At 63.4% G+C, this 13,226-nt stretch carries 16 protein-coding genes and 1 tRNA gene; 5 read left to right on the plus strand and 12 right to left on the minus strand.

The window, feature by feature from the left end; genetic code table 11:
* Window positions 1–22 precede the first annotated feature (22 nt).
* Complete coding sequence (hpaI, locus tag ACNA0R_RS20840) at window positions 23–829, plus strand: 4-hydroxy-2-oxoheptanedioate aldolase (protein WP_415827987.1); 807 nt, start codon at window positions 23–25, stop codon at window positions 827–829.
* Window positions 830–868: 39 nt separating this feature from the next.
* Entirely contained in the window at window positions 869–1,252 is a 384-nt protein-coding gene (locus ACNA0R_RS20845) for a hypothetical protein (protein WP_415827988.1), read from the plus strand.
* A gap of 66 nt (window positions 1,253–1,318) precedes the next feature.
* Here the strand turns inward: ACNA0R_RS20845 and ACNA0R_RS20850 are convergent, their stop codons facing one another.
* Complete coding sequence (locus ACNA0R_RS20850; RefSeq protein ID WP_415827989.1) at window positions 1,319–1,534, minus strand: hypothetical protein; 216 nt, start codon at window positions 1,532–1,534, stop codon at window positions 1,319–1,321.
* A 549-nt stretch (window positions 1,535–2,083) separates the two neighbouring features.
* Window positions 2,084–2,215 (minus strand): glycine zipper 2TM domain-containing protein, encoded by a 132-nt coding sequence (locus ACNA0R_RS20855; protein ID WP_415828158.1) that lies wholly within the window; start codon window positions 2,213–2,215, stop codon window positions 2,084–2,086.
* A gap of 298 nt (window positions 2,216–2,513) precedes the next feature.
* On the opposite strand from ACNA0R_RS20855, the gene ACNA0R_RS20860 reads away from it, so the two are divergent.
* The 3 genes from ACNA0R_RS20860 (at window position 2,514) to ACNA0R_RS20870 (ending at window position 5,633) form a co-directional block, all read left to right on the plus strand.
* Window positions 2,514–3,947 (plus strand): ATPase domain-containing protein, encoded by a 1,434-nt coding sequence (locus ACNA0R_RS20860; protein WP_415827990.1) that lies wholly within the window; start codon window positions 2,514–2,516, stop codon window positions 3,945–3,947.
* Window positions 3,948–3,981: 34 nt separating this feature from the next.
* A complete protein-coding gene (locus ACNA0R_RS20865; protein ID WP_415827991.1) occupies window positions 3,982–4,344 on the plus strand; it encodes a response regulator in 363 nt (120 codons plus the stop codon).
* A gap of 191 nt (window positions 4,345–4,535) precedes the next feature.
* The gene (locus tag ACNA0R_RS20870) at window positions 4,536–5,633 is read left to right on the plus strand and encodes a porin (RefSeq protein WP_415827992.1); all 1,098 of its coding nucleotides are present in this window, start codon (window positions 4,536–4,538) and stop codon (window positions 5,631–5,633) included.
* A gap of 49 nt (window positions 5,634–5,682) precedes the next feature.
* On the opposite strand, the gene ACNA0R_RS20875 is transcribed toward ACNA0R_RS20870, so the two are convergent.
* The 10 genes from ACNA0R_RS20875 to rpmI form a co-directional block, all read right to left on the minus strand.
* Window positions 5,683–5,883: a hypothetical protein gene (locus ACNA0R_RS20875; protein ID WP_415827993.1), complete on the minus strand. Its 201-nt coding sequence runs from the start codon at window positions 5,881–5,883 to the stop codon at window positions 5,683–5,685.
* Between the two features lie 172 nt (window positions 5,884–6,055).
* The gene (locus tag ACNA0R_RS20880; protein ID WP_415827994.1) at window positions 6,056–6,901 is read right to left on the minus strand and encodes a sulfatase-like hydrolase/transferase; all 846 of its coding nucleotides are present in this window, start codon (window positions 6,899–6,901) and stop codon (window positions 6,056–6,058) included.
* Window positions 6,898–7,407 carry a MarR family winged helix-turn-helix transcriptional regulator gene (locus ACNA0R_RS20885; protein WP_415827995.1) on the minus strand — a complete coding sequence of 170 codons (510 nt, stop codon included), beginning with the start codon at window positions 7,405–7,407 and terminating at the stop codon, window positions 6,898–6,900. The genes ACNA0R_RS20880 and ACNA0R_RS20885 overlap by 4 nt, the downstream gene beginning before the upstream one ends.
* Window positions 7,408–7,896: 489 nt before the next feature.
* Window positions 7,897–7,973 (minus strand) — tRNA-Pro (locus ACNA0R_RS20890).
* A 66-nt stretch (window positions 7,974–8,039) separates the two neighbouring features.
* Window positions 8,040–8,489, minus strand: coding sequence for a MerR family transcriptional regulator (locus tag ACNA0R_RS20895; RefSeq protein ID WP_415827996.1), 450 nt, complete (start codon window positions 8,487–8,489; stop codon window positions 8,040–8,042).
* Window positions 8,490–8,548: 59 nt separating this feature from the next.
* Window positions 8,549–8,878, minus strand: coding sequence for an integration host factor subunit alpha (locus tag ACNA0R_RS20900; RefSeq protein WP_415827997.1), 330 nt, complete (start codon window positions 8,876–8,878; stop codon window positions 8,549–8,551).
* 33 nt (window positions 8,879–8,911) lie between these two features.
* Complete coding sequence (gene pheT, locus ACNA0R_RS20905) at window positions 8,912–11,329, minus strand: phenylalanine--tRNA ligase subunit beta (protein WP_415827998.1); 2,418 nt, start codon at window positions 11,327–11,329, stop codon at window positions 8,912–8,914.
* A 13-nt stretch (window positions 11,330–11,342) separates the two neighbouring features.
* Entirely contained in the window at window positions 11,343–12,365 is a 1,023-nt protein-coding gene (pheS, locus tag ACNA0R_RS20910; protein WP_415827999.1) for a phenylalanine--tRNA ligase subunit alpha, read from the minus strand.
* A gap of 100 nt (window positions 12,366–12,465) precedes the next feature.
* Window positions 12,466–12,825 (minus strand): 50S ribosomal protein L20, encoded by a 360-nt coding sequence (gene rplT, locus ACNA0R_RS20915; RefSeq protein ID WP_086064334.1) that lies wholly within the window; start codon window positions 12,823–12,825, stop codon window positions 12,466–12,468.
* Between the two features lie 19 nt (window positions 12,826–12,844).
* Window positions 12,845–13,042, minus strand: a complete 198-nt coding sequence (gene rpmI, locus ACNA0R_RS20920) for a 50S ribosomal protein L35 (RefSeq protein WP_006387997.1) — start codon at window positions 13,040–13,042, stop codon at window positions 12,845–12,847.
* Window positions 13,043–13,226: the final 184 nt, after the last annotated feature.

Genomic DNA, 13,226 nt, shown 5'->3' on the forward strand with positions numbered 1-13,226 from the left:
TCACCGCCACAGAGGGCCAGGCATGGACACGCTGAGCAATTCCTTCAAACGCGCGCTGCGCGAACGCAAGCCGCAGATCGCGTTGTGGACCGCGTTGACGCATCCCTACGCAGCCGAAGTTTGCGCCGGCGCCGGCTTCGACTGCATGGTGATCGACGGCGAACACGCGCCCAACGAACTGCAAAGCACGCTGTCCCAGCTGCAATCGGTCGCCGCCTACCCCGTGGCCCCGGTCGTCCGCCCGCCGTGGAACGACTTCGTGCGCATCAAGCAGATCCTGGATATCGGCGCGCAGAACCTGCTCATTCCCATGATCCAGTCCGCGGGGGAGGCCCAGGCCGCCGTGGCCGCGGTGCGCTATCCGCCGGCCGGCATCCGCGGCGTGGGCAGCGCGCTGGCGCGGTCGTCGCGCTGGAACCGCATCCCCGACTACCTGACGCGCGCCAATGACGAGATGTGTGTCCTGCTGCAGATCGAGACGCCGGCCGGCCTGGCCGAACTCGACCAGATCCTGGCCGTCGATGGCGTGGACGGCGTCTTCATCGGCCCGGCCGACCTGTCGGCCAACATGGGCCATCTCGGCAATCCCGGTCATCCCGAAGTGACCGCCGCGATCGACGACGCGATCCGCCGGATCGTGGCCTCCGGCAAATCGGCCGGCATCCTGCACACCGATCCGGCCCGCGCCAAGCACTATCTGGAGATGGGCGCGACGTTCGTGGCCGTCGGCGTGGACGCCATCCTGCTGGCGCGCGCCGCCGAATCGCTGGCCGCCCAATTCGGCCGCGGCCGGCCCGCGACGGCCCCGGCGCAGCAAGGACCTTACTGAACGCATAAAATAGCGCCCACACGCCGCATCGGAGGATACATGCGTTTTCGTTTTGCCCTGCGGGGATCACTGGGCCGTACCCTTCGGCGCAGCGTGGGGGCCGCCCTTTTCCTGAGCTCCCTCGCCGGATTGGCGGCATGCACCACCACCACGGGCCCGATCATTCCCACCGGCGAACCAGGCCGGTACACATTGACCAGCCGTTCCGGCGGCCTGACTACCTCGTGGGTGCAACTCAAGAGCCAGGCCCTGGACCGCGCACGGGAATTTTGCACTTCACAGGGCATGAAGATGACCGAGCCCGACGTGTCTTCGAATCATGCGACCGGGCTCACGCGGCCGATGACCTACGTCACCTTCACCTGCTCGCCCATTCCGCAGCCCAAGAACGCGCAGCAGGACCAGGGCGAACAGAACAAATAGGTGCGGCCGGCCAGGTGCGGCCGGCTAGGTGCGGCCGGCCAGCCGCGGCCGGCCGAGGCGTCCGCGCTAGAAATTTTCATCGATCCATTCGCGGGCCCATTGTTCCGCGCCGGTGCGGGCCAGGCTCTCGTTCTGTATGGACGTACCGGGATATGGAGGAAAGGCGAAGCCGTTCACCGGATCGCCGCCTTCGAGCATGGAAATAAAGATGCGCGCCTGGTACAAGCCGTTCTTCGGTGTTTCCACCGCGCACTCGATGATGAAGTCCTTGTACTGGATCATGGGCTCGCTCCGAACATCCCAGGGGCAAGCGGCATGGCACGGACAGCGCCTTGGTGAACAGCACGTCCCGGCGGCCCATGCCAGAAATACCGGCGTCCACCCCGTATACGCCGGCCCATCTGATACGTGATGCGTGGCGTAATATCGCACTGCGGGACGATGTGCGCCAAGACCGTCAAAGCTTGCAAATGCAAGCATGCTTGACCGCGCGATCCGCCGTCGGGCTCCGCCGCCCGCCGGCGTTCGCCGGATGGGATGGTATCCGAGGGATGACGCCATTCGCGCCGTCGCGGGGCGCAAGGACCGCCACGCCACGGCCTGGACTCATCCCAGGCGCCAGCATCCACCCACCGGATACGGACCGGCGCCGCCGCTCTAGATATTAGGTTGCCGGCCAAAGCGGCACATCCGTATCGCCGGCCCGATGCCACGCCCCTCCGCCATTGGTATGGCTGCGGATACCGAGCGAGGCTTCTTATCCGTCTTCGAGCCCGCCCGCCGCGGCAGGACCTACACCGTAGGTACCGCTACAGGACGGGCCTATCAGCATTAATCCTTGCCGATCTCGTGGCCGATCACGCCGCCTATGACCGCGCCGCCGACCGTGCCGGCCGTGCTATGCGTGGTTTCATGGCCGATGACGCCACCGGCCGCGGCGCCGCCCAGGGTGCATCCGGCCATCAAAGGGACGCATGCGGCCAACGCCAACGCGGCGATCTTACGTAGTCGGTACATAGCAGCCTCCTTGGCTATAACGTGGGACCTTACTCATGCAAGCCACGTACCTGTCCCGCGGCAGCGCGCCACTCGCCGGGCACGATTTATGCGTGAAGGCGTTTTTCTTCGCCCATCGGATCCTCCAAACCCCCTGCCGCAACCGGCCAGGGGCATTAACGTTTTCGCTTGACGCCTAATTCCAACATGCGGGACACTTTCGCGCGATCACCGCGATGCGGTGGCAAGAACGGAGGATTTGGTGGTGCAACATCTCGCACGTATGGCGAGTGGTATCGATGGGCTGGACCGCATATTGAATGGCGGGTTCGTCGAAGGCGCTTCCTACATCATCCAGGGCCGCCCCGGGGCCGGGAAAACCATCCTTTCCAACCAGATCGCGTTTTCCCATGCGGCCAATGGCGGCAAGGTGCTGTATGTCACCCTGCTGGCGGAAAGCCATGAACGGCTATTCCACGCCATGTCCACGCTGGATTTCTTCCAGAAAGAAAAGCTGGGACAGGAAATCGCCTATGTCAGCGTCTTCCACGCCCTGCGGGAAGAAGGACTGGGCGCCGTGGTGAAGCTACTGCGGCAGGAAACCAAGCGGCACAAGGCCACCCTGCTGGTCTTCGATGGCCTGCTCAATGCCCGCGAACGCGCCGAAACGGATCTGGACGTCAAGACTTTCGTCGCGGAGGTCCAGGGCCAGGCGGGTTTTGTGGGCTGCACGGTGCTGTTCCTGACCAGCACGCGCCTGGACGACAGCAGCCCCGAGCACACCATGGTCGACGGCGTGATCGACCTGAGCGACGAAATCTTCGGCGTGCGCACGGTGCGCCAGCTGCAGGTACGCAAGTCGCGCGGCAGCGCCGCCGTGGGCGGCCTGCACCAATATGAAATCACCCAGGCCGGCGTCACCATCTATCCCCGGGTGGAAGCCGTGTCCTGGCCGCTCATGCCGCCCTCGCCCCAGATATTGGCGCAGCGGGTCACCAGCGGCAACGCCGAAGTCGACGCGCTGATAGGCGGCGGCCTGCCACGCGGGTCCGTAACGCTGTTGGTCGGTCCCACCGGCACGGGCAAGACGACCATGGGCCTGCACTTTTTAAGCGCCGCTTCGGCGCAGGAACCGGCCCTGCACTTCGGGTTCTTCGAAACGTCGACGCTGCTGCAGCGGAAAGCCGCCACGCTGGGAATCACCTTGCCGTCCACCGAGCATTTGCATGTGCAGTGGACGCCGATGGCGGAAAACCTGCTGGACAAGCTGGGACTGCAACTGCTCGAACACGTCGGCCGCCACAAGGTAACGCGACTGTTCATCGACGGCATAGGCGGGTTCGAACGGGCTGCGACGCATCGCGCCCGCCTGGTCGAATTCTTTACGACACTGACCAACCGCCTGCGCGCCATAGGCGTCACCACTGTCTTTACCTGGGAGTTGCGCGAGATCATCGACCAGGACGTTACCGCGCCGGCGGAGCAATTGTCGGCAATGTTCGATAACGTGATCCTGCTGCGGCAAGTCATGCATGACAATGACCTGAGGCGCACGATCGCGGTCCAGAAAATGCGCGATAGCGACTTTGTCGCCAGTACGCGCCTTCTGGAGATCACGAGCAAGGGGTTGCGCGTGGGGCCCAAGTTGGGACCATCCCCCAGGACGAGCACCTCGGCGGCCACCTTCGGCGGATCTTGACGATGATTCGCAACGCGTCAGGAGGCCGCGCGCCATGGCGTTGATACTCGTCGCCGACGACGAGATCCTGCTTGCCGAGATGCTGGCTGATCTCCTTGAGGATGCCGGGCACGAAGTGCTCACGGCGCCGCACGGCAAGGCGGCCCTGGAGCTGATGCGCGACCGGCGCCCCGACCTGCTCATCACCGATTTCATGATGCCGCTGATGACGGGACTGGAATTGGCCGAAGCCGTGCGCACGGAAAGTGCCATGCGAAATCTGCCCATCGTCCTGGTCACGGGCGCGCAAGGCCTGCTGGCCAGGCAAAGCCCCGACCTGTTCAATCTGGTCGTCGACAAACCCTACGATCCGCGGGCGCTGCTGGCACAGATCGAAGACTTGCTGCGGCGGGCATGACCGTTTAATTCCTTGCATCGAAGCCGCAAGGTTTGCATCGATAACGGCACAAAACAGGATTTTCCCTAAAGGGTGGGCAACAATGTTTCACCTATACTGCGCCGGCCGCCTCGGCTATCCGCCGCACGGTGGCACGGCTCTGGAGAACGGCACAACCCCGTGCCGCAGCCTGGGAGAGGAGAAGCAGATCGATGATCAACCCTTTGCTGAAGAAATCCGCTATGGCGTTGGCCATGGCGGGCATGATGGCCGGCACCACCGCGCAGGCCGCCGAAACGAATGTCCAGCTGTACGGCATCGCCGACGTCAGCGTCCGCTATTTGAGCACCGGCCCCGGCTATCAACCGGACCACAGCCGCGTCTCCATGGAAAACGGCGCGATCACGAACAGCCGCTGGGGCTTGAAAGGCACGGAGGACCTGGGTAACGGGAATACCGCATTCTTCCGGCTGGAAAGCGGCTTCAACGTACAGAACGGCAACGAGAGCGACCCCGGCCGCATGTTCAACCGGCAGTCCTACGTGGGCCTGGACGGTGGCGAGGTCGGCGCGCTTTCGCTGGGACGGCAGGACACTCCGCTGTTCACGATCCTGGGCGATACCTTCGATCCCTTGACGGTGGGCAATTACGATCAGAACTCCTGGCTGCCCGTCGCCATGTCGCGCGGCCGCACTTCCGATTCGGTGCGGTATCGCAATAACAAGCTGGGCGGCTTCGACCTGATCCTGTCGTATGGTTTCGGCGACTCGTTCGACGACCATAGGCTGGGCCAGCAGTATGGCGGCACGCTGACCTACACCACCGGCCCGCTGACCGTCGGCGGCGGTTACCAGCTTACGCGCGCGGAGACCAACTCCGACTATGCGCAACGCGTCTGGAACCTGAACGCGGCCTATCGGCTGTTCGACAATACGCGCCTGTTCGCCGGCTATTTCAACGGTCGCGACGAAACCGGTTTCGTCAACACGGTGATGGGCATCCCCAACGTCCCGGACAACGGCCTGCAACGCAAGGACAACGGCTACTACGCCGGCGTTACGTGGCAACCCATGGCCACGCCGTGGACCTTCACGGGCGCGGCGTACTTCGACAAAAGCAGGAACGTGATCGAGGAAGGCGATAAAGGCAAGCGCTATGCGCTGGTCGCCGTCGCGGAATATGCGTTGTCCAAACGCACGCAGCTTTACGGCACCGTGGACTTCAACCGCGTCTACGACGCATCCACCGCCGAGATCGCCAGCGGTTCCACCCAAGTGGGCGTGGCCACCGGGATCAGGCATATCTTCTAGCCCGGGCGGCGGAGCGTCGGCGATGGCCGGCGCTCCGTGACGGCTTGGCCTATTCGATATCGTATTCCGCCATCACCCGTTCCACCGCGGCGCGGAACTCGGAATCCTTGGCGATGGCGACCGTCCAGTTAGGATCGTCGCCATCACGGCGTTCGATTTTCGGCGCCGGCACATTGCCGCCCGCGACCAGGGTGAACTCGTCGTGCAGGATGTCGCGCAATTTCGCGGCGGTGACTTTCTTCTTGGGCATAATTTCCTCTCGTTGGGAAAGTTGACCAAGACATAGCAAATAATGTGCTCGCGCAGCGGTCCCGCGAGTCCGCGAGCACGCTTGCGGCGTTCGCCAAAAGATTCAGGCGGGCTGTCGGCGGGCCGTGGCATCGCCCATGTGCCGGCGCTCTTCCCGCCTCCGGCATGCTTATTCAGCCTTCAGTCCGGCAGCCGCGATGCATGGCGTCGGAGAGTTTGACATTGTGGTCCAGCCATGTGCATAAACCGTAATAGGCCGCCGTGGCGCGTAGCCTTTCCTCGTCGTCCTTGAAGAGCGCTTCGCTGTTCTGGTACGCCTTCTGCTTCTCGACCCACGGGCGCCGCACATAACCGTCCTGCAGGCGTAACTTGGGAACGGGTAGCTGATCGAGAGGGTAAAGATCGTAGAAAGCGTCCGGCACGACGAGCGGGAAATGGGGCGCCACGAGACCGACATACAGGCACCACGGACTGGCGTTGCTGTTTGCCGCGCGATCCTTGAGCCAGGCGACCGTGCGAGTCGTAATGGCGTCGTCGTACCGTGTGTAGCTGCTGTCCCCGGGTCCGATGTAGTCGCCCAGCATGCGAGTCCGGCCATGTATGCGATCTTCTTCATTCCTGATCGAAGCCCAGACCATGCCGACACCGCCCGCAACCATCATGGGGAGATGCTCGCCGTCGAACCCATTCGGGTCACTCTCGGAACGATAATGAAGCTTGCCGATCGATTCGACGGGAATTCCCTTCGCTTGGAGCGCATGTCCCCAGCCAGGTATCGCTCCGGTGTAAGGCATGGCATTGTCCCAGAGCCGGGTTTGGTGGGCATATCGGCCGGTCGCGAAACTGGCGCGTGCTGGGACGCAGATCGGAGAGGGCGTATACGCATTCGTAAAGCGCACGCCACGGGCGGCGAGCGCGTCGAGATTGGGCGTCTTCACAAGTGGATGACCGGCGCAACCCATCGCCCTGGCCTGATGCTCATCAGACATGATGACAAGCATGTTTGAAGCTTTCTTCATTTCTTTTTCCTGCCTTTAGGATCCGGCGGCGCATCGATGTCGCCCGCTGAAGCCCGTTCCAACTTATCCAGTATCGTCATTAAGACTGAGAGCTCATCGCCCTGCAGCGCATTCAGAAGCTGCGCTTGGCGTTTCAGCATGGGGATCTGCGCGGCCTCGAATTTCTGCCTGCCCTTCTGCGTCAAGGAAAGCAGGTGGGAGCGCAGATCGCCGGCGTTATGACTCGCTCTCAGTAGTCCTTCGTCCAACATTACCTTGATGGCGCGACTGAGCTGTCCTTTGTCGAACTCCGAGTGGCGGCCGATATCGGTCGGGGTTGCCGCTCCGATTTTCTCGATGCTGAGCATGATGCGGAACTGGACAAGCGAAATTCCGGCGGCGTTCGCGACAAGCTGGGCAGCTTGGGCATTGAGTCGTGCGTCCACTCTCGCCAGCCTGAACGCGATCATTCTGCCTTCGGCGCGGGGCGAAGCGGACGGCTCCGCATCCTGGTCTGTGTGGCTCATAGTCGAGGCAATTTCCATCTATCCAAGCTATCGACATCTCATTCGAGACAACTAGTTGATCTATCAACTAGTATGGCCATAAGAGTCCGTCTGCATAGTGCCTGGCTGCTAGCGTTTACCCTCTACTGTCGCGGGGTCCGGCGGCTGGCGAGGGCGGCGGCCGTCAAGAAGCGGAGGACCAGCACCGCGGACCATCAACATCGCTTTGCAGCGCGTGGTGCGGTTCCTGAATCTGTGCGCCGGCGAATGGCGAATGGCGAGACGATCAGAAGCGCCCTTGGTCGCACACCGTGCCCATGATCGAAATGGTGGCCGGGGAAGGCCGATCGAATCGAGTTCGCCGACAGAGTATCAACCACCGATACGCGTCGTCCGGCATTGACGATTTTGAGAAGGAGAGCGGCATGACGCGCAGACGAAAGCCACGCAAAAGCCACGCAAAAGAATAAGGGTGTTAGTGACTGTTATCACTAACACCCTTGGAACTACTGGTCGGGACGGCGGGATTCGAACTCGCGACCCCTTGCACCCCATGCAAGTGCGCTACCAGGCTGCGCTACGCCCCGAAAGACCGAGAGTATATCAGATGAATTGAGTACGTGCGCGGCACGCGCTCATCGACCGAGCAGTATTCAGTCCGTATCGTCCGCGGACGTCCGCGCACTGCCGTCGGTGTCCGACACGGCGTTCTGCTTCACACTGCCCAAGGCCTCCGACAGCACCGCCGCCACGCCGCTCAGCTCGGCGCGCAGCGACTGCATCTCCGCGCCGGTGAAACGCACGGCGGCATCCTGATCGCGCGGCGGCGCTTCGCGCGTGTCGCCCAGGCGATTGCGCGCGCCGCTGATCGTGAACCCTTGTTCGTAAAGCAGCGATCGGATGCGGCGGATCAGGAGCACCTCATGGTGCTGGTAGTAGCGTCGATTGCCGCGACGCTTGACCGGCTTGAGTTGCGTGAACTCCTGCTCCCAGTAGCGCAACACGTGCGGCTTGACGCCGCACAGTTCGCTGACCTCGCCAATGGTGAAGTAACGCTTGGCCGGAATCGGCGGCAAGACAACGGCAGGTTCTGGTCGAGTCATGGTTGGATCGTTAGCGGCATGGCCCATGCGGCCGGATACACATCGCGGCGCCGGCTGCGTCAATCGGTCGACGAGGACTCGCCGGGCGTCGCGGTGTTCTCGACGATGCTCTTCAACTTCTGGCTGGCGTGGAAGGTGACCACGCGGCGCGCGGCGATGGGGATGGTCTCGCCGGTCTTGGGATTGCGTCCCGGACGCGGCGGTTTATCGCGCACCTGGAAATTGCCGAAACCAGACAGCTTGACGGAATCGCCGCGCGCCAGGGCGTCGCGGATTTCCTCGAAGAAGGTGTCGACGATGTCCTTGGCCTCGCGCTTGTTCAAACCTACCCGTTCGAACAGCAACTCCGCGAGTTCGGCCTTGGTCAATGTGCGTGGCTCGGAAAGCATGGTTTGTAATCCCCTCTTTTACCCCTGCGCGCGTCAGGCGCGCTGGCGCGCGCCATGGGCCTGGATAAGCTTGTCCCTGATGCGGTTCAGGCAGTCCGCGACGCGCGGCTCGTCCAGCGTTGCGTCAGTGTCCTGTAGCCAGAAGCGGAAAGCAAGGCTTTTTTCTTTAGCAGAATCATCGACTTGCGTCTTTTCTCTCCAAACGTCGAAGAGCCTTGCGTCCTGCACGATGGACAGTTGCGGATCCCGGGCGATGGCCTGCTCGATGGTGTCCAGCATGGCCTGCGCGGGCAGCGCGGCATCCACCCACATGGCAAGATCGCGCACCACCACGGGCTGGCGCGACAGCTCGCGCACCCGCGGCAGGCGGCCTTCGAGCACGGCTTCCACGTCCAGTTCGAACAGTACGGGCGCATGAGCCAGTTCCGCCTTCTGCGCCCAACGCGGATGCAGTTCGCCTATCCAGCCTATGGCCTTGCCGTCCAGCGAAATGCGCGCGCCGCGGCCCGGATGCAGCGCCGGATACTCAGCGGCTTCGAAACGCAAGTCTTCGCCGCGCGCGCCGAACAGGGCCTGCACATCCATCTTGACGTCGTAGAAATCGACGGGCCGGGTCGGCGCGCCCCACTGTTCTTCCAGATGGGGGCCCCAGGCGGCGCCGGCCAGCTTGAGCGGCTGCCGCACGCCGGCCACCGCGAGCTCGCCATCGGCCACGGAGGCATCGCGGAAGAACACGCGGCCGAGTTCGAACACGCGCACCCGCGACTGCTTGCGATTGGCGTTGTGCACGATGTTCGCCACCAGGCCGCCCAGCAGGCTGGAACGCATGACCGCCAGCTGGCTGGCGATGGGATTCAACAGCTTGATGGGATCGGCGTTGCCGGCGTAATCGCGTTCCCAGTCGGCTTCGACGAAGCTGAAATTCACGACTTCCTGGTAGTCCAGGGCCGCCATCTGCCGCCGTACCGCGTGGGGGCCGCGCCGCGCTTCGCGGGGCACGCGCATCTTGGCCAGCGCCATGGGCGGCTGGTCCGGAATACGTTCGAAGCCGTGGACACGCGCCACTTCTTCGATCAGATCTTCTTCAATGGCCAGATCGAAACGATAGGACGGCGGCTCGACCGTCACCACGTCGCCGTCGATCTGGTGGCGCAGGCCCAGCCGCGTGAAGATACCGGCAATCTCATCGCGCGGAATCTGGATGCCCAGCACGCGTTCGCAACGCGACAGGCGCATGCGCACCGGCTCGCGGCGCGGCAGATTGACGGTCTTGTCGTGGATAGGACCGCATTCGCCGCCGCAAATATCCAGGATCAGGCGCGTGATGATTTCGAGGTGTTCGGGAATATCCTGGAAATCCACGCCGCGTTCGAAGCGATGGCTGGCTTCGGAACTGAATTTGTAGCGGCGCGCGCGGCCGGCAATGGCTTCGGGCCACCAGAAGGCGGCCTCCACATAGATGTTGCGCGTGTCCAGCGTCACCGCGGTGGCGTCGCCGCCCATGATGCCCGCCAGGCTCTCTACGGTCTCGCCGGCCGAAATAACACCGACGTCCTGGTCCAGCGCGATTTCCTGGCCGTTCAGCAGCTTCAGCGATTCACCGGGTCGCGCCCAGCGCACCGTCAGGCCGCCCGACACCTTGTCCAGGTCGAACACGTGGGTGGGCCGGCCCAGTTCCAGCATCACGTAATTGGAGATGTCCACCAGCGCGGAAACGGAACGCTGGCCGGCGCGCTCCAGGCGCGTCTTCATCCATTGCGGCGTGGCCGCGCGGGCGTTTACGCCGCGGATGATGCGTCCGGCGAAGCGGCCGCAAAGGTCGGGGGCCTGGATATCGACGGAGAGCACCTCGTCGAAGGACGGCAGCACAGGTTCGGCGACGGGCTGCTTCAGCGTGGCGCCGGTGAGCGCCGCGACTTCGCGGCCGACGCCAAGAATGGACAGGCAGTCGGCGCGATTGGGCGTCAGCTTCAGCGTGAACAGCGTATCGTCCAGATCCAGCAGCTCGCGCAGCGAGGTGCCGGGCACGCTGTCCGCGGGCAGTTCGAGCAGGCCCCCGTGATCCTGCGACAGGCCCAGCTCGCGCGCCGAGCACAGCATGCCGGCCGATTCGACGCCACGCATCTTGGCCTTGCCGATCTTGATGTCGCCAGGCAGTTGCGCGCCCAGGCGCGCCAGCGGCACCTTCAATCCCGCGGCCGCATTGGGCGCGCCGCACACGATCTGCAGCGGCTGGCCCGACCCATCGTCGACCTGGCATACACGCAGCTTGTCGGCGTTCGGGTGCGGGGCGATCTCGACGATATGGGCAACGACCACGCCGGAAAACGGCGGCGCGGCGGGCTGCAGGTCTTCGACCTCCAGGCCGGCCATCGTCAGCCGATGCGCCAGTTCTTGAGTGTCGATGGAGGGATTGACCAGCGCGCGCAGCCAGGACTCGGGAAATTGCATGATCAGCCGTAGGTTATTCGTTGAACTGACGAAGGAAACGCAGATCGCCTTCGTAGAACTGGCGCAGGTCGTTCACGCCATAGCGCAGCATGGCCAGCCGTTCCAGGCCGGAGCCGAACGCAAAGCCGATATACCGCTCGGGATCCAGGCCGAAATTGCGCACGACCACGGGGTGCACCTGCCCTGCCCCGGAAATTTCCAGCCAGCGGCCGCGATTCGGGCCGTTGGTGAACATCATGTCGATTTCCGCCGACGGTTCGGTGAACGGGAAGAACGACGGGCGGAAGCGCACCACCAGATCGTCGCTTTCGAAGAAGCAGCGCAGAAAGTCGGTATAGACGCCCTTGAGGTCGGCGAAGGAGACGTCCTCGGCGATCCACAGGCCTTCGACCTGATGGAACATCGGCGAGTGCGTGGCATCGCTGTCCACACGGTAGGTGCGGCCCGGCGCGATCACCTTGATCGGCGGCTTGTTCATGCGCGCATAGCGCACCTGCATGGGGCTGGTGTGCGTGCGCAGCAGCAGCGGCAGGCCCTGGGCGTCGTTCATGTCGACGTAGAAGGTGTCCTGCATGGAACGCGCCGGATGGTTTTCCGGATTGTTCAGCGCCGTGAAGTTGGTCCAGTCGTTTTCGATTTCGGGACCGTCGGCCACGTCGAAACCGATGGAGCGGAAGATGGTTTCAACCCGTTCCCAGGTGCGGATCACCGGGTGGATGCCGCCCACGCCGCGCCCCCGGCCGGGCAGTGTCACGTCGATGGTTTCGGAAGCCAGGCGCTGGTCCAGTTCGGCCTGCGCCAGTTCGGCGCGGCGCTGGTTCAGCAGTTCTTCGATCTGCTGCTTGGCGCGATTCACGCGCGCGCCCATTTCGCGCTTTTCTTCCGGCGTCAGTTGCGCCAGGCCGCGCAGCAGCACGGTCAACGCGCCTTCCTTGCCCAGGAAGCGCGCCTTGGCGTTTTCCAGCGCGGCGGCGTCGGGCGCGGCCGCGAATCGTTCTTTCGCCTGGGCGATCAGGTCATCGACCAACAGTGTCATGGCATCAGCCTAGGAAACGCGGCACGGAATGCGGCCGTCAAAAACGCAAACAGGGCCATGACAGCCCCGTTTGCAGCAATGCGCGATACGTCGAAAACGATCAGGCGGACAGGGCAGCCTTGGCCTGTTGGACCACGGCGGCAAAGCCGGCCTTGTCGCGCACGGCCAGATCGGCCAGCACCTTGCGGTCCAGATCGATGGACGCCTTCTTCAGGCCGGCGATGAACACGCTGTAGGTGACGCCGTGCTCACGCACCGCGGCATTGATACGCGTGATCCACAGGGCGCGGAAGGTGCGCTTCTTGTTGCGGCGATCGCGATAGGCATATTGCCCGGCGCGCATGACCGCCTGCTTGGCGATGCGGAATACATTGCCGCGGCGGCCGCGATAACCCTTGGCGGCGTTGAGAACTTTCTTGTGACGGGCGCGGGCGGTAACGCCGCGTTTGACGCGAGGCATAGTGGATCTCCGTAATCTATCAAGCGAAAGGCATCATGGCCTTGACCGAGGCGACGTTCGTCTCGTGCACGGCCGCCGAACCGCGCAGCTGGCGCTTGTTCTTGGTGGTCTTCTTGGTCAGGATATGGCGCTTGAACGCCTGGCCTCGCTTGATCGATCCGCTGCCGCGAACCTGAAAGCGCTTGGCGGCGCTTTTCTTGGTCTTCATCTTGGGCATGATAGTCCCTTGCTTCCTTTCGGAGTGACGTCCATTGCCGGACGCAGGTTGATTAACGTTATGGCCTCGCAGGTGCTTGCCAGCCGGGTATTCCCGACGCAAGTCTTCGATGGCTTTCAGCCACCCGGACCATTTGTGGGGGGTATTGCTTGGGTATTGCTTGGCTATTACTTGGGTACTGCTG

It is taken from the genome of Bordetella sputigena (assembly GCF_965137885.1).
Taxonomy (GTDB): domain Bacteria; phylum Pseudomonadota; class Gammaproteobacteria; order Burkholderiales; family Burkholderiaceae_B; genus Bordetella_C; species Bordetella_C sputigena.